Source organism: Acinetobacter bouvetii DSM 14964 = CIP 107468 (assembly GCF_000368865.1).
Taxonomy (GTDB): Bacteria; Pseudomonadota; Gammaproteobacteria; order Pseudomonadales; family Moraxellaceae; genus Acinetobacter; species Acinetobacter bouvetii.
Genome location: NZ_KB849727.1, coordinates 688,347 through 708,018 on the forward strand (window position 1 = coordinate 688,347; position 19,672 = coordinate 708,018).

Genomic DNA, 19,672 nt, shown 5'->3' on the forward strand with positions numbered 1-19,672 from the left:
TTTATATAACACTGTGTGAGTCATTTCATGGGTTTTAATTGCGGTATTGTCGGCTTGCCGAACGTTGGTAAATCTACACTTTTCAATGCATTGACTAAAGCTGCGATTGCTGCAGAAAACTTCCCATTCTGTACCATCGAACCAAACACAGGCATCGTGCCTGTACCTGACCCACGATTGGATAAACTGACTGCTATTGTTAAACCGCAGCGCGTCATCCCAACCACGATGGAATTCGTCGACATCGCAGGCCTTGTAGCCGGCGCATCTAAAGGCGAAGGCTTGGGCAACCAGTTCCTTGCAAATATCCGTGAAACCGATGCAATTGCTCATGTAGTGCGCTGTTTTGAAGATGAAAACGTGATTCACGTAAATGGCAAAATTGACCCGCTGGACGATATTGCCACCATCAACACAGAACTGGCGCTGGCTGACTTAGATACAATTACTAAAGCAATCACACGTTTAGCAAAATCTGCCAAAGGCGGCGACAAAGACGCGATTGCAACCAAAGCGGTTTTAGACAAGATCTTGCCTTTACTTGAAGAAGGCAAACCTGCCCGCGCTGCGGACTTAGACGATGATGAACGCAAGCTAGTACGCGGTTTCGGCTTAATGACTTTAAAACCGACAATGTACATTGCCAACGTGGCGGAAGACGGTTTTGAAAACAACCCTCACCTTGATGCTGTAAAAAAGTTAGCTGCTGAAGAAAATGCAATTGTGGTGCCGCTGTGCAACCAAATTGAAGCTGAAATTTCATTGCTTGAAGATGAAGACCGTGCTGAATTCTTAGAAGCTTTAGGTATGGCAGAACCAGGCTTAAATGTCGTAATCCGCGCAGGTTATGGCTTACTTGGCCTGCAAACATACTTTACGGCTGGCGTACAGGAAGTCCGCGCTTGGACAGTTAAAATTGGCGCAACGGCACCGCAAGCGGCTGGCGTTATTCACACTGACTTCGAAAAAGGCTTTATCCGCGCTGAATGCATAGCGTATGATGACTTTGTTCAGTACAACGGTGAAGCTGGCGCGAAAGAGGCTGGCAAATGGCGTTTAGAAGGCAAAACATATATCGTTCAAGACGGTGATGTATTGCACTTCCGTTTTAACGTTTAAACCCAATTGGAAAAGCCAGCGTTAAGCTGGCTTTTTTATTTTCAAAATTTTTGCATTGCCCATCTTTCATAAACGCTGCGATGCGCAGCATGTGCGTTCGTTATGCTAGATTCTTTTCTTTCTATGTTCTGCGGTATTTTGATTAAAATTCATAAAAAATGATGCTCTTTGATTAATTTTCTGATTGTTATTTTTTGATCAATACAAGCTTAAATCCTGCTTAAAATCTCAAAAAAACCCACAATTTCACTGCAGTTGATTGCGTTTCAGCAACCGCATTGCAACTGAATCATGAATCATATTTGCCTAATTTGGAAACAGGCGCTGATGCCTGTTTCCAAAGAATAACAGCAATGAAAAAACTCAGCACAATCCTGACTGCAGCAATCCTCACCATGCTTAGCGCAACAGCATTTGCATGCCCTAAAGGAACAACCGCTACCGGCGGCACAGGCCCCAATCATAAAGGCGGCACCTGTGTTCCAGCCAAAATGCATGCCGCTAAACCGCATGAAAAAGCCAAAAGCCAGGCTGCTAAAGAACACGCCAATATGATGAAACCTGCAGAGCAAAATATGCACAATGCCAATATGAAAATGAACAAGCCGGCAACAGATATGAATAAAACCCATACCGAGATGAATAAGACCAAACCATAAGGTTAAAAAAGCCGGTTCAATAAACCGGCTTTTTTATCATTCAGCTTTTTAAATTAAGAGATGTTCATGATTTTGGCATCCATCAATGCCCGCTGCTTTCTTGCTTCTTCCAGCATGCGCTGTTCTATCTCTTTTCTAAAGCCCAGCATAAACACCACTTCCGCTAACACAAATAACGGCCCTATGGCTAAGCCAATCACATCATCCATAAAGGCTGGTTTTTTCTTTTCATAAAAGTGCCCGATAAACTGAATAATCCAGCCGACAACAAAAAAACCGATGCTGGCAAGCAGCCATGCGGCCAAGGGCCATTGCGCAATTGAGTATGCCAGCGGATAAGCCAGCGCAAAAATGGCCAGCATAATCAGTCCGAAAATTTTATCCAGACTTAAATAATAAATAATGGTGATGGCCATAATCACTAAAGCCAGTGTTAATTCAAATCCAGACAGCATCACGCCCGCCCGAGCCGTTAAACACATGATAGAAAAAACAATCAGGGGAATACCGGCAAAATGGCTCACAATATTTTTGTGGTTCAAATGATAAGCCGCATACTGGCTCAGCAGCTGTTCGAGTTTAGTCATGGTGATGCATCCTTGTACCGATTATGCTTTCACTATATAAGAATAATGGTAAGCAAGATGTCGCTCAGCCGACAACTGAAGTCAAAAAATATAAATGGAATTTACCCTAATGCTCGATCCGCAATATTTGCCGCATTTAAAGAATAATTTCTGGTATGCGCAGCTCAGCCCAGCTTATCAGCACTATATTTTAGAACATGCTCAGCTGCTTCAAGTGCAAAAGGATCAAAATATTTTCCTTTCAGGTGATTCTTTTGATGGCTTATATGCAGTTTTGGAAGGCGCTGTACGCTTAGGCTACATTAATATTCACGGCAAAGAAGCGCTGGCTGCCATTGCAGAACCGATTATGTGGTTCGGTGAGATTTCACTGGTCGATCAGCGGCCCCGCTCACATGACGCCATTGCCATGCAAAAATCCACGATTCTGCATTTGCCCAGCAGCAGCATTCAGCAGCTTGTGACTCTGCATCCGCAATTTTGGTTTCATATCGCGCAGCTCACCAGCCAGAAACTGCGTTTCGCATTTTTAGAACTGATTTCCATACAGACGCAAAATATCACACAGCGTTTAGCGCAGCGCCTGCTGTTTATTTTAAATGGCTATGGCAATCACATTGAAATCGCGCAGCACAGCATACATCTATCACAAGAGCGGCTGGCGCAGCTGCTGGTATGCTCCAGACAGACGGTTAACCAAGAGCTGCAAGAACTGGAAAGGCTTGGCGTGCTGAAAGTGGCTTTTCGTAAAATTGAAATACTGGATGCTGCTCTGCTGCATCGGATTGCGCATGCATTGCCTCAAACTTAATGATTCAATTCTGAATTTGACACAGCATCTGTGTGCAATTTCAGTGCAGTATTGCGCACTCTTTCGGAACGATTTTTTTTTGTGATTTAAAACAGTGCTTTTAGTATGTCACTAGAAAATTTTAAGACAATAACTCGCAGACATTAACGCTATCAAAACCATTGGTACAGGCCGCTACTTCTTGGGAGCTGGAATCGGCTTGTCCTTTTGTATTTGCCTGTACATTTGCAGCTGCGGTCATAACGGCAAATAGAACTAGCATCACTAATGCTTTTTTCATATTAATCACCCATTCATCTTCTTTAAATTTACTGATACAACTCATCTTTTACGAGGATATTTTTACACATTTTATCAAATAGCGATAATTTTCATTTTTTATAATGTTATTGTATTTTTATATTACTCAGCGTTTTAAGATATTAAATAAAACCATTCCCACTTTAGGATTCATATTTTTTATATTGATAAATTAATAATTTAGACTAAATACAAAAGATAAAACAACGCTAACCAAGCAAGTTCATCATACTCATTAAGATGCAAGACTTATTAAATAAAAAATATTTTTAATATGAGATTTCTTAAATTAATGATTATCTATTTCTACAGATTTATTTTTTATGATGATTCAAAAAGCCGCAATGGAATTGCCTTTGCGGCCTGAAAAAAACTCAAACACCCACTTTTTTCGGATCTGTATTGCCTAAATCCGGGTTTTCAATTGCACCCTGGCACTGCTTTTTATCTCTCTCATAATCCACCTGCTTTTGTGCCGCTGTATCAGTCTGTTCCATGGTTTCCCTGGCCCAAATTTCCAAACTGGTCAGCGCTTTACGGCAAAGCGCATATTTGCCTTCAGTCACCGAATCCGTCATTTTGACATTAATGCGCCAGTCTGTGCTGAGCTTGCGAGCCGGCTTGCGGACGTGCTCTTCCAGCTGATCAAGCTTCTTGCTGTAAACTAGCCCGTCTACTTGATTAATGAATTTCCATGCTTCATTTGCATAAGTCGTTGCGTCATTGCTGAGTTTTGGTGCAGGCTTGATCACAACCTTTTCTTCTGCCTGATCTGACGGTTTGCCGCAGGCTTGCAGGAACAGCACACTGCTGGCCAAAATGACTGCTTTAAAAGCATTCGAAGTAAAGCTGAACATCTTAAGTTTACTCATACAAACATTTCGGCACTATGCTAGTAAATTCAGCTACAATACACAATCTTATTTGACCCATTGATCAACTCTCCCGCTAAGGTGTGTCGTGTCAGAGTACAGTCCTTCTCCAGTACAGCCTGCTGGCTTTTGGCAAGGCGCTAAAGACAGCCAAGCCATTATTTTTACCTATCTTCCTGTTTCTTTTGCCTTTGGCGTATCTGCAACCCAATTCGGCTTCAGCGCATGGGAAGCTTTGTTTCTCTCCTGTTCTATGTATGCGGGCGCCAGTCAATTTTTAGTGGTTGCATTATTGGGCAGCGGCACATCCATTTGGATGACGGCGCTTACTGTCATCGCGCTGGATATCCGCCATTTACTTTACGGCCCAGCCTTGCAAAACCTGATTCAAGACCGCTTAAACCTAAAGAAAACAGCCGTTTGGGCATGGGGTTTGACTGACGAGGTTTTTGCTTCCGGCATGATCAAGCTGTCACAGCGCCGTCAGGAATGGTCTGAATCATGGATGCTGGGACTCAGCCTTTTCAGCTGGATGTCATGGGCGCTAGGGTCTTTTTTAGGCGGCTTGTTTGCCGATCAAGTCAGCAATCTGCCTCAGTTTTTGCAAGCTGCACTGGATTTCCTGCTGCCAGCACTGTTCCTCAGCTTCTTATTGGCTGCCTTTGAGAAAAAGCATACCTTTGTCGTCGCAGTGACTATCATCGTTTCTGCCGTTGCCTGTTATTTTATCGATTTATCTGCCGCCATTTTCATTGGCATTTCATCGGGTATCTGTGCAGGATTATTTAAGCATTATGTGCTGAAACAACCAGACCCAGAGCATATTGGAGGCTAGGATGAGCTTAGAAATTATTTTAGTTGGCCTCCTGGTTGGCATTGCCAATTTTGCTTCACGCTTTGGACCATTTTATTTTATTCAAAAATTCCAGCAAGGCACTCAGCAGCGCGGCTCATTATGGCTAAAAATCGCTCTAGGATCGATTGGCATTTCAGCCATTAGCTCCATGCTGGTGGTTGCTACTTTACCCCCACTTTTAGAAACACCGAATAAAAGCATGGCGATGCTGGCGGGCTTTATCGTGCTTGCTGGCTTATATTTTAAATTCAAGAAAATTGTTCCCGCCACGCTGACCGCAGCACTCACCTATGGTTTGGTCTATACCTATGTGCCTTTCAATTTTTAAGCCTTTAACGCACTCGCATTATGCACAGCGCCTGTGATGATCATAGGCGCTGCGCGGCCATCCTTTCCCAGCGTTTCTTCATAAATAAAATTGTTGGACAATATCATTTATTTCTGTGAATCGGCGCTTAATCCATCAGTCAGTTCTGTTATGCTAAAAGCCCATAAAATCAAGCATGGATGATTCACATGAGCGTGACTATTGGTACCCCACTTCAATCTTCTGCTTTTAAGGTTTTACTTTTAGGCTCTGGCGAACTGGGTAAGGAAGTGGTGATTTCTTTGCAGCGTTTAGGTGTAGAAGTCCACGCTGCAGACCGTTATGAACACGCCCCAGCCATGCAAGTTGCGCATTTCTCTTATGCGCTGAATATGGCCGATCCAGTTGCACTGAAAGCGCTGATTAATCAAGTACAGCCCAATCTGATTGTTCCTGAAATTGAAGCAATTGCAACGCAGGTTTTAGTCGAAATTGAAGAGCAGAATATTGCCACGGTGATTCCTTCCGCCAAAGCGGTTAATCTCACCATGAACCGTGAAGGCATACGCCGCCTTGCTGCTGAAGAATTAGGCCTTCCAACATCTGCTTACCGTTTTGCCGATACACTGGAATCTTTCCGCGCCGCTTGCGACGATATTGGCTACCCAAATTTTGTAAAACCCGTGATGTCTTCTTCAGGCAAAGGCCAATCCCGCGTAAAAAGCTTTGCAGAAGTGGATGCCGCTTGGGAATATGCGCAAACAGGCGGACGGGTGAATCAAGGCAAAGTCATTGTGGAATCGCAAATTGATTTTGATTTTGAAATTACCCTGCTGACCGTGCGCGCTAAAAATGCTGAAACAGGTGAAATAGAAACATCATTCTGCGATCCGATTGGCCACCGCCAAGACGCTGGCGATTACGTTGAAAGCTGGCAGCCGCAAGCCATGGCACCTGCCGCTCTGGAAGAATCTAAACGCATTGCCAATAAAGTGACCGTTGCGCTTGGCGGCTGCGGCATTTTTGGCGTTGAACTATTTGTCAAAGGCGACAAAGTGTGGTTTAGTGAAGTATCCCCCCGCCCGCATGATACAGGCCTTGTCACGCTTGCCTCTCAATTCCAAAGCGAATTTGAACTGCATGCGCGCGCAATCTTAGGTTTGCCGGTAAATACTGCACGCCATAGTACAGCAGCCAGCGCGGTCATTTATGCGGGGGTTGATGACACGAATTTATCATTTTCTGGCTTAAATCTTGCTTTGGCAAATCCAAATACTGATTTGCGCCTCTTTGGCAAACCAGAAGGTTTTAAACGCCGCCGCATGGGTGTCGCAACTGCACGTGCAGAAACAACAGATCAGGCGCGCGAACTTGCCGAATTTACTGCGCAGCAAGTCAGTGTTCATCAAAACTAAGCTTGCAACACCATAACGGACCACTGTTCATGATCAATACTTTACCGCTGCTGAATTACATTAAAAGTAATCAAGACATTCAAGCAATCAATCAATGGCGCACAGATGTTGAAAATCAGCTGCAGGAATATTTTGACAATGGACAGTCTATCCGTGATGTGATTTTGGCGCGTTCCAATATTATTGATGAAGCGCTGCAATTTTTATGGACACATGCCCACTTAGACCAGACAAATTTAGGTTTGTTTGCAGTTGGCGGTTATGGCCGCCGCGAAATGCTGCCTTACTCTGACGTCGACATCATGATTCTGTCAGAAGACAGTATTTCTGAAGAAGATGAAAAACTGATTTCAACGTTTATCTCATCTCTTTGGGATGTCGGTAACTTCAAACCCGGCATTAGTGTGCGCACCATTGCTGACTGCGTAACACAAGCGACCAATGATTTAACCGTAGCAACAGCACTGATCGAATCGCGTTTAATCAGCGGCAATCAGCATTTAGCCAAATGGCCGCGTCGCATTGTTTCGCAAACATGGACAGACAAAACGTTCTATGATGCCAAAATGCAGGAACAGCTTAAACGCCATGCACAGCACAACAACACAGAAAGCAACCTAGAACCCGATATTAAAAATGCGCCGGGCGGCATCCGCGACATCAACCAGATTGGCTGGATCGCCAAGCGCCATTTCCGTGTTAACCGCATTTATGATCTTGTACATTTGGGTTTTATTTCCGAATTTGAACTGGGCGTACTAGAGGCGGCTGAAAGTTTCCTTTGGGAAATCCGCCATCATCTGCACCGTTTAACCAAACGCGATGAAAACCGCTTACTGTTTGATTATCAGCGTGAAATCGCAGCGAAATTCGGCTATGTGCGCGAAGAGGATAAATCGCCGAATTATCCAATTGAACAGTTCATGAAGCGCTATTACCGCAATGCGCAGCAAGTATCCACCTTAAATGAAATGCTGCTGGCGTATTTCAATGAATCGGTTATTACTCCGCGCCTGCCGGACTATAGCCGCAGCATTGAAGAGATTAACAGCAACTTTAAGCTGGTTGACGGCAAACTGGCTGTGCAGCATCACAAAATTTTTTCAGAAAATCCAAGCGCGATTTTAGAAATTTTCTATCTGCTGGCGAACCGTCCTGAAATTACTGGCATCCGCGCGCGCACACTGCGCCTGCTGACTTTGGCTGCAAAACGCATCAATCAAAATTTCAGGGATAACCCAGAACACCAAGCCATGTTTATGGCTATTATCCGCTCGCCTTACCGTCTGTATGACACTATGGTTGCCATGAAGCGCTACGGTGTTTTAGGCAATTACATTCCTGCTTTTGGGCAAATCATGGGGCTGATGCAGTATGATTTATTCCATATTTATACGGTTGATGCGCATACTTTATTGCTGATCCGTAATTTAAACCGCTTTAAAGAACCTGAATTTGCTAAGGATTTTCCTGTAGTCAGCTCAGTCTTCCAGCGCCTTGCCCGCAGAGACATTGTTTACCTCGCGGCTATTTTCCATGACATTGCCAAAGGCCGCGGCGGCGATCACAGCGAGCTGGGCGCAGCCGATGCGATTAAATTCTGCATGACGCATGGCTTTAGCGAGCGCGAAGCCAATCTTGTCGCCTGGCTCGTCAACAATCATTTGCAAATGTCGGTGACAGCACAGAAAAAAGATATTTCAGACCCTGATGTTGTGCGCACATTCGCAGAGAAAATGGGCGACATGGAACACTTGGATTATCTGTATGCCCTGACGGTGGCAGATATCAACGCCACCAATCCAACATTATGGAATACATGGCGCGCATCATTGATGCGCCAGCTGTACACCCAAGCGCGCGATGTGATCCGTTCCGGCCTTGGCCGTCCAGTCGACTATCAAATGCTGATTGAAGACACAAAATTTGCGGCCAGCGAACAGCTGGTCGAAGAATTCTCATTGGACGAAGTGGAAAAAGTCTGGCAGGAATTAGGCGATGAATACTTCATTAAGGAATCTGCTGATGAAATTGCATGGCACACCCGCGCGATTCTGAAACACGGCGATAATCCTGAACCGCTGGTACTGATGCGCGCGCACCGCAAATATGCGCAAGATGCCGTGCAGATTTTTATTTACACGCAAGATCAGCCTAACCTCTTTGCCACAACAGTGGCCATTCTAGACCGCATGAATTTAGACGTGCAGGATGCACGGATTATTACCGCATTAAAAGCATTCAGTCTGGATACCTATGTGGTCTTGGACCGTTTTGGCACCCTGCTGAATGACCCTGAACGGCAGGAAACCGTGATTCAAGCGCTGGTGAAAGCACTCAGCCAGTCTGATAAATATCCAGGCCTGATGCAGCGCCGCATTCCGCGCCAGCTGCGCCACTTTGATATTGAAAATACAGTAGATATCTCACTGAACGAAGCCTTGCAGCAAAATATGGTTGAAATTGCGACACTTGACCACCCTGGCCTACTTGCCAAAGTCGGCGGTTTATTTATGATGCAGGGGCTGGATATTCACTCTGCAAGAATTGCTACTTTAGGCGAACGCGCTGAAGATATTTTCTTTGTGACTAAAAAAGATGGCACGCCAATGAATGCTGATGAAGCCGAAACCTTCGCTGCTCAGCTGAAGTCCGCGCTGGACGAAGCCTCGCATTTAGTTTGCGGCCATCATTAACTTATTTGAACCGGTAACCATTCCATGAACTCTAGTTTGTCATTATTGCACCCATATCCATTCGAAAAGCTGAATAAGCTTTTTCAGGACGTTACACCTGCAGATTTGCCTTTGATTCCACTATCTATTGGTGAACCAAAGCATCCTGCACCTGAATTTGTGAAGCAGGCAATTATTGACAACTTCCAGCATCTCTCCACTTATCCAAACAGCAAAGGCTTACCAGAACTTCGCTGCAACATTGCCAACTGGCTAACACGCCGTTTCAAGCTCAACAGCATCAGTGCTGAAAATCATGTGCTGCCTGTTTCCGGCACACGTGAAGCCATCTTCTCGTTTGTGCAGGCTTTGGTAAACCGTGAAGATGCGCCTTATGTCGTGATGCCGAATCCGTTTTATCAAATTTATGAAGGCGCGGCACTGCTTGCTGGCGCTACGCCTTATTTCATCAACTGCACTGAAGAAAATAACTACATAGGCGATTTCGATGCCGTTCCAGCTGAAGTATGGGAAAAAACAGCCTTGCTTTTTGTCTGCACACCGGGCAACCCTACAGGTGCGGTATTGTCTAAAGAACAGTTTAAAAAGCTGATTGCGCTTTCTGACCAATACAACTTTGTTATTGCATCAGATGAATGTTATTCAGAGTTATGGTTTGATGAAGCGCCTGCAGGCTTATTGGAAGTTTGCGCCGAAATCGGCCGGGATGACTATAAAAACTGTGTCGTCTTTCACTCCCTGTCTAAGCGCTCCAACTTGCCGGGCATGCGTTCTGGCTTTGTCGCGGGCGATGCAGCGCTGCTGAAGCCTTTTTTGAAATACCGTACTTATCACGGCGCAGCTATGCCGGTGCAGCATCAAATAGCATCGATTGCAGCATGGGATGATGAAACCCATGTCGAAGAGAACCGTAAGCTCTACCGCGCGAAATTTGAATTATTCCAAACTGAATTAGGCCACTTATTACCGCTTAAAAAACCCGATGCTGGTTTTTATTACTGGCTCAAAGTAGACAATGATGAAGCTTTTGCAAAGATGCTGATGGAAAAAGCGCATATTAAAGTGCTTCCTGGCCGTTATTTGTCACGTGAAACACCTGAAGGAAATCCAGGTGAAAACCATGTCCGCATGGCATTGGTTGCCGATATTGCGCAATGTGATGAAGCCATTCAGCGCCTGAAAGCAATTTTGTAATGCTTTAAGATTCGCATTGACAGGCTGCTTTGACATTGTCGGAGCAATGCTTATGAAATGTGATCCAGATTAAATAAAACCCGCTTTACTCAGCGGGTTTTATTTTTTTAAACATCAGGCGGAAAGAAAATAATAAAGGCGCTTATGCGCCTTTAAATCTTATATTTGGAAAATTTTAACCAGCTAAAGCCTTTTCAATATCTTCCTGCAAGGCTTCCGGCTTGGTTGTCGGCGCATAACGGTTTAATACCTTGCCATCTTTGCCAATTAAAAATTTAGTGAAATTCCATTTAATGCCATTTCCCAATACGCCTTTAGAATTATTGGTTAAGTAACGGAAAATCGCATGCGCTTCAGGGCCTTTTACATCCACTTTGGCAAACATTGGAAAATCTACGCCATAGTTTTTTTGGCAAAAAGCGCCGATCTGATCATTGCTGCCCGGATCCTGCCCGCCAAATTGATTGCATGGAAAACCCAGCACCAGAAATCCTTGGTCTTTATACTGCTGATACAGTTTTTCCAATCCTGCAAATTGCGGGGTAAAACCGCATTTGCTTGCGGTATTCACAACCAGTAAAACTTTCCCTTCGTAATCTGCGAAAGATTTATTTTTACCGTCCAACAACTCAGCTTCAAACTGATAAATGCTTGTCATGGATAAGTTTCCTCGTCATTTTTTTCTTGTGTTTTTAAGTCTAATGAAGCCGAATTCACGCAATAGCGCAATCCTGTCGGCTGCGGACCATCTGGGAAAACATGCCCTAAATGTGCGTCACAATGATGACAGACAATTTCTGTTCTCAGCATGCCGTGCGATGTATCTTGATGCTCCTCAATCACTGTCCCATTTACAGGGCGGAAAAAACTTGGCCAGCCGCATCCGCTGTCAAACTTTGTTTCAGAAGTAAATAATGGCTCTCCGCAGCAGCGGCAAACATATGTGCCTTCTTGCTTAGTATTCCAGTATTTTCCCGTAAAAGCCGGTTCAGTTCCCTTCTGACGTGTAATGCGAAACTCTTCTGGCGATAACTCTCGTTGCCATTCTCTTTCTGTTTTATTGAGTTTTCCCATGATGACGTCCCTTTATATTGTGCTATTTAAAATAGGATAATCGTATATTTACGTCATTCAATCTTAAATTTCTAGTCTTTATTCAACAATTTACAAAATCAATATAATGCTCAAAAAAGCAAAAGGTAAGCAAATATAAAATCAAGGTAAGCAATTCTAAAAATTAAATGCTTTTTTGTGAGCAAATTTAGTGTTAGGCTTGGTCTGACTCTTGCTCAGGATTAAAAAATGTCGCAGAAAAAGAGCGTAATTTTTAAAAATCTGCTGCCCGTGATTAAACAATATCAACAGGCAGGGTTTACGCATGAAAAAATTGTTGCTTTACTCAGAGATGAACATCATCTCGATTTGGTAACAACCGAGACATTTAAAAGCTATTTATACCGTTATGCAAAAGTGACCTCCACTCTTTCCGAGAACATTAAAATGCCGAACACTTTCCACACCCCACGCGAAATTAAGAAATCGTCTAAGCTCGAGCATGTATGCTACGACATTCGCGGGCCAGTGTTGCGAGCGGCCAACGAAATGGAAGAGGCTGGACACAAAATCATTAAGCTGAATATTGGCAACCCTGCCCCATTCGGTTTTGAAGCCCCTCAAGAAATCATCAATGATGTTGCATTGAACCTGCCAAATGCGATTGGCTATACAGATTCAAAAGGCATCTTCCCTGCGCGTAAAGCCATTTGCCAGTATTACCAGCAAAAAGGCATTCTGAACATGCATGTAAACGACGTGTATGTGGGCAATGGCGTATCAGAACTGATTGTAATGGCGATGCAGGGCCTGCTGGATGACGGCGATGAAATGCTGGTGCCCATGCCGGATTATCCGCTTTGGACTGCTGCCGTTAACTTATCTGGCGGCACCGCCATTCACTACAAATGCGATGAAGAAAACTACTGGTATCCAGACATTGCGGATATGGAAAGCAAAATCACGCCCAATACCCGCGGTATTGTGATTATCAATCCAAACAATCCGACTGGTGCGGTATACCCTCGCCATGTGCTGGAACAAATTGTTGCCTTAGCCAAAAAATATGACTTAATTTTGTTTGCTGACGAAATTTACGACAAAATTATTTATGACGGCATTGAGCATGTATCCGTAGCAGCTTTAGCCGGTGATCAGCTGTGCATTTCTTTTAATGGTTTGTCCAAAGCGTACCGCATTGCAGGCTACCGTTCAGGCTGGATGGCCATCACTGGCGATAAATCCCGCGCCATGGATTATATTGAAGGTTTGGACATGCTGGCGTCTATGCGCCTGTGCGCCAACCATCAAGCGCAATATGCGATTCAAACCGCTCTTGGCGGTTATCAGTCTATTAATGATCTGATCCGCCCAGGCGGCCGTTTATACGAACAGCGCAACATTGCATGGGAAATGCTGAATGAGATTCCTGGCGTATCTTGTGTGAAGCCGGAAGGCGCAATGTACTGCTTCCCTAAATTAGACCCTGAAGTTTATCCAATTGAAGATGATGAAAAATTCATGCTGGATTTCTTAAGGGCTGAAAAAGTGTTGCTGGTTCAAGGAACGGGCTTCAACTGGCCGACACCGGATCACTTCCGCGTTGTCTTCCTGCCAGCAGAAAATGAACTTCGTGAAGCAATTACACGCTTAGGACGTTTCTTGTCTAAAATGCGTTAAGCCACAAAACTAAAAAACCGCACTGTTGTGCGGTTTTTTAGTTTTCATAATAAAGTTAAATTTAATGCAACTTAAGCGGATTGCCGAATTGCTTAATGTAGGCTAAGCCTAATTGCTGTGAACCTATATAATTTAGATGATTATCATCTTTATTTCGGTACAGCGGCACGCCATTTATATTGATGCTGCACAATGCTGCGCCACAAATTGAAGAGGCAGGACGGATAACCTTAAGCTGTGGAAACTGATGCTCTGCCCGCGCAACCATCTTATAAAACTGGATTAAATCCCGCTGAAACACTTGCCGGGAAACAGCGCAATTGACTCGTGTATTTAATATTTCATTTCGCACAATGCAATCTGCGGGAACATCATTCCGCATTAAACGCGGCATATCATCCAGCAGGATCACTTGGTCAGCAGATTGGGAAGCAATTGCAATTGCTTTCATCAGCCCTTTTTCAAAGATCTCTTCGCTGCTGTGTTCTGTGCCATCCTGCAATTTCCATCCCTGATGAAAATACGGATAGTACCCGCCAGCCAAGATAACCATAGGATAATGCTTATGCGCTAGATGTTCAGTAACAGCATCATTTCTTTGCTTCGTTTGTTCTAATTCTACCCACTTGCCATAATTCATTTGCAAGGTATGCACATCTGGCAAATAGAATGTTGAACTTTGTGTCACATCATAACCGCGCAACTGAGCATCTTTAGCCCAAACATCCAGCATGCCGCTATAACTATTGGCATGTGAATCACCAATCAGTAAAAAATCAATTTCATCTTTTTGCCGGCCCAATACGCAGTCTTCAGGTTTTGGCAAAGTGCTGGGATCTTCAGTATCCATGCATTTATAGCGGATCTCATGCGCAAAAGCATTCAAGGCCGCTGTTTGCGTATAGATCGCTTGGGGAAAACGCTGCGGATAGCCTTTTTCCAGCCACATCGAAAATGCCGCACTGGAAAATAGCAAGGCTGGCATTACAAAACCCGCTAAAATCACCGTCTTATTCGGCAGCATGACAAAGCGTTTCGAGGGCTTTTCAATGAATATATAAGTTATATATGCCAGTGAGATGGAAATCGCCAGAACCCAAAGCTGGTTAAGTTCATTCATCGGCCGCATATACATATAAAACAGAACAATAACCGGCCAATGCCAAAGATACAGCGGATAAGAAATTTTCCCCACCCATCGGCTAAAACCATTGCTGAGCAGCAAATTGTGCCGCGGCGCTGAACCGCCAGCATAAATAATCAGTGCAGCAGCCACGCAGGGAAACAGCGCCATTACTCCCGGAAATGGCGTTTTATGATCCATCAAGCATGCCGTAGCAAAAATAACCGCCAAACTAAACCAGACAATGAGCTTAGTTACAGCGGCCGGCAACTGAATTTTAGGCATAAAGCAGATCAATGCTCCGCAAAGCAGCTCGAAAGCCCGTACTGGCATGCTGTAATACGCTTTTTCTGCATTATCATGAAGTTCAAATTGCGCATAGGCCAAAGACACAATAAATAAAGCGCCAATCAGCCACAGGACATGCTTAAATCCCCATTTCTGAACAAAAAACAGCAGGATCAACGGCCAAAAAATATAAAACTGCTCTTCCACGCCTAAAGACCATAAGTGCAGCAAAGGCGTTTCGTGCACACTTTGACTAAAGTAATCTCCCACTTCCTTCTGCATAAAAATATTAGCCATTAAAAACGTTGCATACAGCACGCTTTTAAAGTAAGTCATAAGATCATCAGGTAAAAGCACATGCCAAGCGCAAAGTGATACAGCAGTCAATACCGTAAAATACGCAGGCGCTAATCGGATCACCCGCTTCTTATAAAAACGAGCTACTGAAAATTTTTCTGTCTGAATATCATGAATCACCGTCGTTGTTATCAAATAACCAGAGATCACAAAAAAAATATCCACACCAATATAACCGCCGGAAAAAAAAGTCCAGCCTATATGATTGAAAATGACCAATAAAACTGCAGCCGCTCTTAGACCGTCAATATCAGCGCGGTATGAAAGATTCATGATTTATGACAGTGGCAAAATAGTATCGCGATTGTATGCCTTTCTTTCGAAAATTCAATTTGCAAGCTTAAACGTTTTATTCACTGTACGCCTGAGTACAAGACAAACATACAAGCTGAGGATATGGGCCTCTTTTTTATCATTTTTTGTGATTTACAGTCCTACAAAACCTGCCTTATTCATGCTATTTTTTAAGCAAATGTAGAACCTAATGAGTACAGGATGTCCTCAACCCGCGTTAAATTAAGTATTTTTTTATGCCTATGCATGTGTTTAGGCATTGGCATTCTGCGTTTTTCCTATACCGCGCTTTTACCGACAACACGTGAATCTTTTGGCTGGACAGCTCATTTCGCCAGCATCCTCGGCAGTGCAAATTTATTGGGTTATTTAATGGGCGCATTTTGGGCGATGCGTTTGCCGCAAACCCGTGTCATGGCAGCCTATATTCAAGCCGCAGCCTTTGCTGGCATGTTCAGTTTAATGAGCTGCGCCTTTTCCGGCTTTCCTGACCTGTGGTATCTATTTTGGCGGGTTATTTCCGGCATCTGCGGCGGTCTGATCATGATTCTTTCACCCAGCATTGTGGCGCAGTGCTGCGAGTTAAAAGACCGTTTTAAAATCAACTTTATCGGCTTTAGCGGCATAGGCATCGGAGTTTTGCTGGCCACGCTGTTCCTGCCCTATTTGGACCAAATCGCAGTCCGTACCGCTTGGCTCATCTTAAGCGCATTTGCACTGGCGATCAGTGTCTGCTTAAGTGTGCTGCTGCAAGACTTTAAACCGCTGCTCAGCACCCGTTCGGTAAAACAGCATGAGCAAGTGCAGCTGAATACCGTATTTTTAAGCTTAATTGCAGTCTATGGCTGCAGCGCTTTTGCTTATGTGCCGCATTCATTATTTTGGATTGATTATTTAACCCAAGTGTTAAAGCTGGACTTATATTGGATGAATTTCAACTGGATTCTATATGGTTCCGGCAGCGCCCTAGGCGCATTCTGCTCTTATCTCTTAGCCAAGAAATTAGGGAATTTCAACACTTTAAAAATTCTTTACTGCACCTATGTTTTTGCTATTGCCGTGGCAGTACTTAACATCAGCCCATTCTTTACCTTTATGTCCTCATTTTTGACAGGCCTGCTCAACCCTGCCGTGGTCTTTTTAACCTCTTACACCATTTTGCAATTATACGGCAACGCCTATAAAAAGCTGTGGAGCATTGCCACACTGACTTTTGCCGCCATCCAATTGATCGGAGGGCTGAGCTTCAGCGCACTGCAGCATTTTGGCGTCAGCTATCATCAGCAATTCATGATTGCTTCTGCTGTTTTGCTGATTGGCACTTTGCAGTTATTTTGGGCAACACGAAGCAATGCACATATAGCGGCTCAGTAGTTCCGTGAGTTAAGCCTGTCATCCAGCAGAAAAGAATACTGCTATTGATGGCAAAAACAAACAGGCGTCAAATCCCTTGACGCCTGTTTGTTTTATAGCTTTTGCTATGGGTTTTATTCTTAGCCAAAACACTGTCTAATTCCAAAGCAATGCCTTGCCTATTGAGCCTAAATCTTTAAAAACTCCATATAAACACTGTCATTCGCAACTCAGCTGAAACTTTAGCGCTGCTGCTGATTGCGTTGATTTTTCTGGTTGTGCTGCTGTTTGCCAGATTTCTGATCTTGCTGCGGTTGCTGTTGCTGTTGTTGATTCTGCTGGTTTTGCTGTTGCTGATCCTGTTGCTGCTGGTTTTGCTGTTGCTGCTGATGACGGGCCATTTCATGTAACTCCTGCTCTGTGAAATGAAATCAATGCATACACCTAAAGCCATGTATCCATCTGTGATAAAAATACCGCTTTGTTCAGCTTTCCTTATTCAACATCTTGGCAATAACCACTTTAGCCCAGTTATCCGTGTTTCCAAGCCCTGAGCTGTTTCAAAATGCTTCAATGTAATGACACTTTAAATAAAATGAATAAATTCAGCAGCCCGATAATTTAATATTTACGGAATTAACGCTACTGCTAACGATGCAAACTTAATTAAACACAATCTTCAGCAGAGTAAAAATTTTTCCCGACTGTACTGCAAATACTGAGCCTGCATAGCCTCATGCCGCAATAGATCTGAAAATCATCTGATGCAGCGCTGGGCTATCTATCCCTTCAGATCATGTCCCAAGCTGCAGGCCAAACAATCAGGATGTGCATCACTTATGCGAATAATAATCCCGCAAAAAGCGGGATTATTATTTGACGGCAATTAGGCACTATACAAACTTGCTTTAAGCGCTGCTTTCAACACTGAAGGCCTAGCGCTCTTTCGTCATTTTGTAAGCATCTTGCGCAATGGCTAAACTTTTCTTTTTGCCTTCGTCTGTATCAGCAATTTCATTCGTTGTGCCATTTTTTGCTTTAGGCTGAATGGGAGCACGGGTTTGGCCGTATAGCCGCCGCTGCTCTTGCTGAAAATTGGCATCTGCTGTCGCACCCGGACAAGGCTTGGACTGATAGATGATTGAACCTTTAAGATTGCATTTATACACTGCGCCAGCCTGCGCTAAACATGGCATTCCCAGCAAAATTAAAATTGACCAGTAAAGCTTCATTTTTTATTTCCCTTATAATTTCCGTACAAAATATCATCAAGTTTTTTAAAATTCTAGCTTTTACAAACAAATAACCCGCAATATATGCGGGTTATTCGAAACTGGATGGAGCTTCTTGCCGGCAGCTATTCCATATTATCAATAATGGCTTGGCCAAATTCAGAACACCGAAGCAGCGTTGCATCCGGCATTAAACGCTCAAAATCGTAAGTAACGGTCTTGGCCGCAATTGCCCCGGAAATGCCTTTGATAATTAAGTCAGCAGCCTCTTCCCAGCCCATATCGCGCAGCATCATTTCGGCAGAAAGAATAATGGAGCCTGGATTTACCTTATCTTGACCTGCATATTTGGGCGCAGTGCCATGTGTCGCTTCATACACCTGAACCGCACCGCCAATATTCGCTCCCGGAGCAATGCCAATACCGCCAACTTCGGCCGCCAGCGCATCTGATATATAGTCGCCGTTTAAGTTCAGCGTCGCAATTACGGAATAGTCGGATGGACGCATTAAAATCTGCTGCAGGAATGCATCAGCAATCACATCTTTAATAATGATGTCTTTACCTGTTTTAGGGTTTTTAATTTTAACCCAAGGGCCACCGTCAATCAGTTCGCCGCCAAAACGCTCCAGTGCCAGTTCATAGCCCCACTCTTTAAATGCGCCTTCGGTATATTTCATAATGTTGCCTTTGTGAACCAGCGTCACAGACGGCTTATTGTTATCAATCGCAAATTGAATGGCTTTACGAACCAGACGCTGAGTGCCTTCCTTAGAGACCGGTTTAATGCCAATACCGCAGTTCTCTTCAAAACGGATCTTGGTGACGCCCATTTCTTCTTTTAAAAATTTGATGACTTTTTTCGCTTCCGGAGAATCCGCTTTCCATTCAATGCCTGCATAAATATCTTCAGAATTTTCACGGAAAATCACCATGTCGGTCTGTTCCGGATGCTGCACAGGAGACGGCACACCTTTAAACCAGCGCACTGGGCGCACGCAGACATATAAGTCAAGTTCCTGACGCAGTGCAACATTAAGCGAGCGGATACCGCCGCCTACGGGAGTTGTCAGCGGGCCTTTAATCGATACAACATATTCGCGCAGCGCTTCCAAAGTTTCATCCGGCATATAAGTGCCGTAAATTTTATTGGCCTTTTCACCGCAATAAACTTCCATCCATTCAATAGAGCGCTTGCCGCCGTAAGCTTTTTGCACAGCCGCATCAACCACGGCTTTCATGGCTGGGGTAATGTCAACGCCAATGCCGTCCCCTTCAATAAAAGGGATAATCGGCTGATTAGGCACGTTTAATGACAAATCTGAATTTACGCTTATTTTACTGCCATCCACGGGTACGGCAATTTTCTGATAACCCATTTTCTGTAATTCTCCTTCTTCTTTATCTGGCAATCTAAAAAATATTTGCCAATTCACAATACTTTCATTCTATCTTCACGCATAATAGATTAATCGA

The 19,672-nt window shown here is 44.0% G+C and carries 19 protein-coding genes; 10 read left to right on the forward strand and 9 right to left on the reverse strand.

The genetic code is table 11. The annotated features are described in order from the left end of the window. The first annotated feature begins 27 nt into the window (after positions 1-27). Together ychF and F941_RS16840 are read left to right on the forward strand one after the other, a co-directional pair. Entirely contained in the window at positions 28-1,119 is a 1,092-nt protein-coding gene (gene ychF, locus F941_RS10270) for a redox-regulated ATPase YchF (protein ID WP_005010875.1), read from the forward strand. A gap of 353 nt (positions 1,120-1,472) precedes the next feature. Next, on the forward strand, positions 1,473-1,778 hold the full coding sequence (locus F941_RS16840; RefSeq protein WP_026253351.1) for a hypothetical protein: 306 nt from the start codon (positions 1,473-1,475) through the stop codon (positions 1,776-1,778). A 53-nt stretch (positions 1,779-1,831) separates the two neighbouring features. Here F941_RS16840 and F941_RS10280 read toward each other — a convergent pair whose 3' ends face one another. Then, complete coding sequence (locus F941_RS10280) at positions 1,832-2,365, reverse strand: Mpo1 family 2-hydroxy fatty acid dioxygenase (protein WP_005010878.1); 534 nt, start codon at positions 2,363-2,365, stop codon at positions 1,832-1,834. Positions 2,366-2,474: 109 nt separating this feature from the next. On the opposite strand from F941_RS10280, the gene F941_RS10285 reads away from it, so the two are divergent. After that, positions 2,475-3,176 (forward strand): Crp/Fnr family transcriptional regulator, encoded by a 702-nt coding sequence (locus tag F941_RS10285; protein WP_005010879.1) that lies wholly within the window; start codon positions 2,475-2,477, stop codon positions 3,174-3,176. A 121-nt stretch (positions 3,177-3,297) separates the two neighbouring features. Here the strand turns inward: F941_RS10285 and F941_RS10290 are convergent, their stop codons facing one another. Beyond that, the gene (locus F941_RS10290; RefSeq protein ID WP_228128316.1) at positions 3,298-3,456 is read right to left on the reverse strand and encodes a hypothetical protein; all 159 of its coding nucleotides are present in this window, start codon (positions 3,454-3,456) and stop codon (positions 3,298-3,300) included. Positions 3,457-3,850: 394 nt separating this feature from the next. Next, positions 3,851-4,333 (reverse strand): hypothetical protein, encoded by a 483-nt coding sequence (locus F941_RS10295; protein ID WP_005010881.1) that lies wholly within the window; start codon positions 4,331-4,333, stop codon positions 3,851-3,853. Positions 4,334-4,436: 103 nt separating this feature from the next. Here F941_RS10295 and F941_RS10300 point away from each other — a divergent pair, with 103 nt between their 5' ends. From F941_RS10300 to dapC, 5 genes are all read left to right on the forward strand, one after another. Further along, positions 4,437-5,183, forward strand: a complete 747-nt coding sequence (locus F941_RS10300) for an AzlC family ABC transporter permease (protein WP_005010883.1) — start codon at positions 4,437-4,439, stop codon at positions 5,181-5,183. 1 nt (position 5,184) lies between these two features. Beyond that, positions 5,185-5,532 carry an L-valine transporter subunit YgaH gene (gene ygaH / locus F941_RS10305; RefSeq protein ID WP_005010885.1) on the forward strand — a complete coding sequence of 116 codons (348 nt, stop codon included), beginning with the start codon at positions 5,185-5,187 and terminating at the stop codon, positions 5,530-5,532. 179 nt (positions 5,533-5,711) lie between these two features. Next, on the forward strand, positions 5,712-6,926 hold the full coding sequence (purT, locus tag F941_RS10310) for a formate-dependent phosphoribosylglycinamide formyltransferase (protein ID WP_171065514.1): 1,215 nt from the start codon (positions 5,712-5,714) through the stop codon (positions 6,924-6,926). 29 nt (positions 6,927-6,955) lie between these two features. After that, a complete protein-coding gene (gene glnD, locus F941_RS10315; RefSeq protein WP_005010889.1) occupies positions 6,956-9,622 on the forward strand; it encodes a [protein-PII] uridylyltransferase in 2,667 nt (888 codons plus the stop codon). A gap of 24 nt (positions 9,623-9,646) precedes the next feature. Next, complete coding sequence (dapC, locus tag F941_RS10320; protein WP_005010891.1) at positions 9,647-10,816, forward strand: succinyldiaminopimelate transaminase; 1,170 nt, start codon at positions 9,647-9,649, stop codon at positions 10,814-10,816. A 175-nt stretch (positions 10,817-10,991) separates the two neighbouring features. Here the strand turns inward: dapC and F941_RS10325 are convergent, their stop codons facing one another. Together F941_RS10325 and msrB are read right to left on the reverse strand one after the other, a co-directional pair. Beyond that, positions 10,992-11,474, reverse strand: a complete 483-nt coding sequence (locus F941_RS10325) for a glutathione peroxidase (protein ID WP_005010893.1) — start codon at positions 11,472-11,474, stop codon at positions 10,992-10,994. Beyond that, positions 11,471-11,890, reverse strand: a complete 420-nt coding sequence (gene msrB, locus F941_RS10330; RefSeq protein ID WP_005010896.1) for a peptide-methionine (R)-S-oxide reductase MsrB — start codon at positions 11,888-11,890, stop codon at positions 11,471-11,473. Before msrB ends, F941_RS10325 begins: the two co-directional genes overlap by 4 nt. 228 nt (positions 11,891-12,118) lie before the next feature. Here msrB and F941_RS10335 point away from each other — a divergent pair, with 228 nt between their 5' ends. Continuing rightward, positions 12,119-13,549 (forward strand): pyridoxal phosphate-dependent aminotransferase, encoded by a 1,431-nt coding sequence (locus F941_RS10335; RefSeq protein ID WP_005010899.1) that lies wholly within the window; start codon positions 12,119-12,121, stop codon positions 13,547-13,549. A gap of 61 nt (positions 13,550-13,610) precedes the next feature. Here the strand turns inward: F941_RS10335 and F941_RS10340 are convergent, their stop codons facing one another. After that, positions 13,611-15,590 (reverse strand): acyltransferase family protein, encoded by a 1,980-nt coding sequence (locus tag F941_RS10340; RefSeq protein WP_005010901.1) that lies wholly within the window; start codon positions 15,588-15,590, stop codon positions 13,611-13,613. A 222-nt stretch (positions 15,591-15,812) separates the two neighbouring features. Between F941_RS10340 and F941_RS10345 the strand changes: the two genes are divergently transcribed. Continuing rightward, complete coding sequence (locus tag F941_RS10345) at positions 15,813-16,985, forward strand: YbfB/YjiJ family MFS transporter (RefSeq protein ID WP_005010903.1); 1,173 nt, start codon at positions 15,813-15,815, stop codon at positions 16,983-16,985. Positions 16,986-17,206: 221 nt separating this feature from the next. Here F941_RS10345 and F941_RS16640 read toward each other — a convergent pair whose 3' ends face one another. The 3 genes from F941_RS16640 to icd all read right to left on the reverse strand — a co-directional run bounded on the left by F941_RS16640 (position 17,207) and on the right by icd (position 19,575). Further along, on the reverse strand, positions 17,207-17,365 hold the full coding sequence (locus tag F941_RS16640) for a hypothetical protein (RefSeq protein WP_005010906.1): 159 nt from the start codon (positions 17,363-17,365) through the stop codon (positions 17,207-17,209). 534 nt (positions 17,366-17,899) lie between these two features. Continuing rightward, the gene (locus F941_RS10350) at positions 17,900-18,196 is read right to left on the reverse strand and encodes a hypothetical protein (protein ID WP_005010909.1); all 297 of its coding nucleotides are present in this window, start codon (positions 18,194-18,196) and stop codon (positions 17,900-17,902) included. Positions 18,197-18,321: 125 nt separating this feature from the next. Continuing rightward, a complete protein-coding gene (icd, locus tag F941_RS10355; RefSeq protein WP_005010911.1) occupies positions 18,322-19,575 on the reverse strand; it encodes an NADP-dependent isocitrate dehydrogenase in 1,254 nt (417 codons plus the stop codon). Positions 19,576-19,672 lie beyond the last annotated feature (97 nt).

Excerpts from the sequence above, each read along its gene's own strand:
- ychF (WP_005010875.1), top strand. The coding sequence starts at position 28 with ATGGGTTTTAATTGCGGTATTGTCGGCTTGCCGAACGTTGGTAAATCT.
- F941_RS16840 (WP_026253351.1), top strand. The coding sequence starts at position 1,473 with ATGAAAAAACTCAGCACAATCCTGACTGCAGCAATCCTCACCATGCTT.
- F941_RS10280 (WP_005010878.1), bottom strand. The coding sequence starts at position 2,365 with ATGACTAAACTCGAACAGCTGCTGAGCCAGTATGCGGCTTATCATTTG.
- F941_RS10285 (WP_005010879.1), top strand. The coding sequence starts at position 2,475 with ATGCTCGATCCGCAATATTTGCCGCATTTAAAGAATAATTTCTGGTAT.
- F941_RS10290 (WP_228128316.1), bottom strand. The coding sequence starts at position 3,456 with ATGAAAAAAGCATTAGTGATGCTAGTTCTATTTGCCGTTATGACCGCA.
- F941_RS10295 (WP_005010881.1), bottom strand. The coding sequence starts at position 4,333 with ATGTTCAGCTTTACTTCGAATGCTTTTAAAGCAGTCATTTTGGCCAGC.
- ygaH (WP_005010885.1), top strand. The coding sequence starts at position 5,185 with ATGAGCTTAGAAATTATTTTAGTTGGCCTCCTGGTTGGCATTGCCAAT.
- purT (WP_171065514.1), top strand. The coding sequence starts at position 5,712 with ATGATTCACATGAGCGTGACTATTGGTACCCCACTTCAATCTTCTGCT.
- glnD (WP_005010889.1), top strand. The coding sequence starts at position 6,956 with ATGATCAATACTTTACCGCTGCTGAATTACATTAAAAGTAATCAAGAC.
- dapC (WP_005010891.1), top strand. The coding sequence starts at position 9,647 with ATGAACTCTAGTTTGTCATTATTGCACCCATATCCATTCGAAAAGCTG.
- F941_RS10325 (WP_005010893.1), bottom strand. The coding sequence starts at position 11,474 with ATGACAAGCATTTATCAGTTTGAAGCTGAGTTGTTGGACGGTAAAAAT.
- msrB (WP_005010896.1), bottom strand. The coding sequence starts at position 11,890 with ATGGGAAAACTCAATAAAACAGAAAGAGAATGGCAACGAGAGTTATCG.
- F941_RS10335 (WP_005010899.1), top strand. The coding sequence starts at position 12,119 with ATGTCGCAGAAAAAGAGCGTAATTTTTAAAAATCTGCTGCCCGTGATT.
- F941_RS10340 (WP_005010901.1), bottom strand. The coding sequence starts at position 15,590 with ATGAATCTTTCATACCGCGCTGATATTGACGGTCTAAGAGCGGCTGCA.
- F941_RS10345 (WP_005010903.1), top strand. The coding sequence starts at position 15,813 with ATGTCCTCAACCCGCGTTAAATTAAGTATTTTTTTATGCCTATGCATG.
- F941_RS16640 (WP_005010906.1), bottom strand. The coding sequence starts at position 17,365 with ATGGCCCGTCATCAGCAGCAACAGCAAAACCAGCAGCAACAGGATCAG.
- F941_RS10350 (WP_005010909.1), bottom strand. The coding sequence starts at position 18,196 with ATGAAGCTTTACTGGTCAATTTTAATTTTGCTGGGAATGCCATGTTTA.
- icd (WP_005010911.1), bottom strand. The coding sequence starts at position 19,575 with ATGGGTTATCAGAAAATTGCCGTACCCGTGGATGGCAGTAAAATAAGC.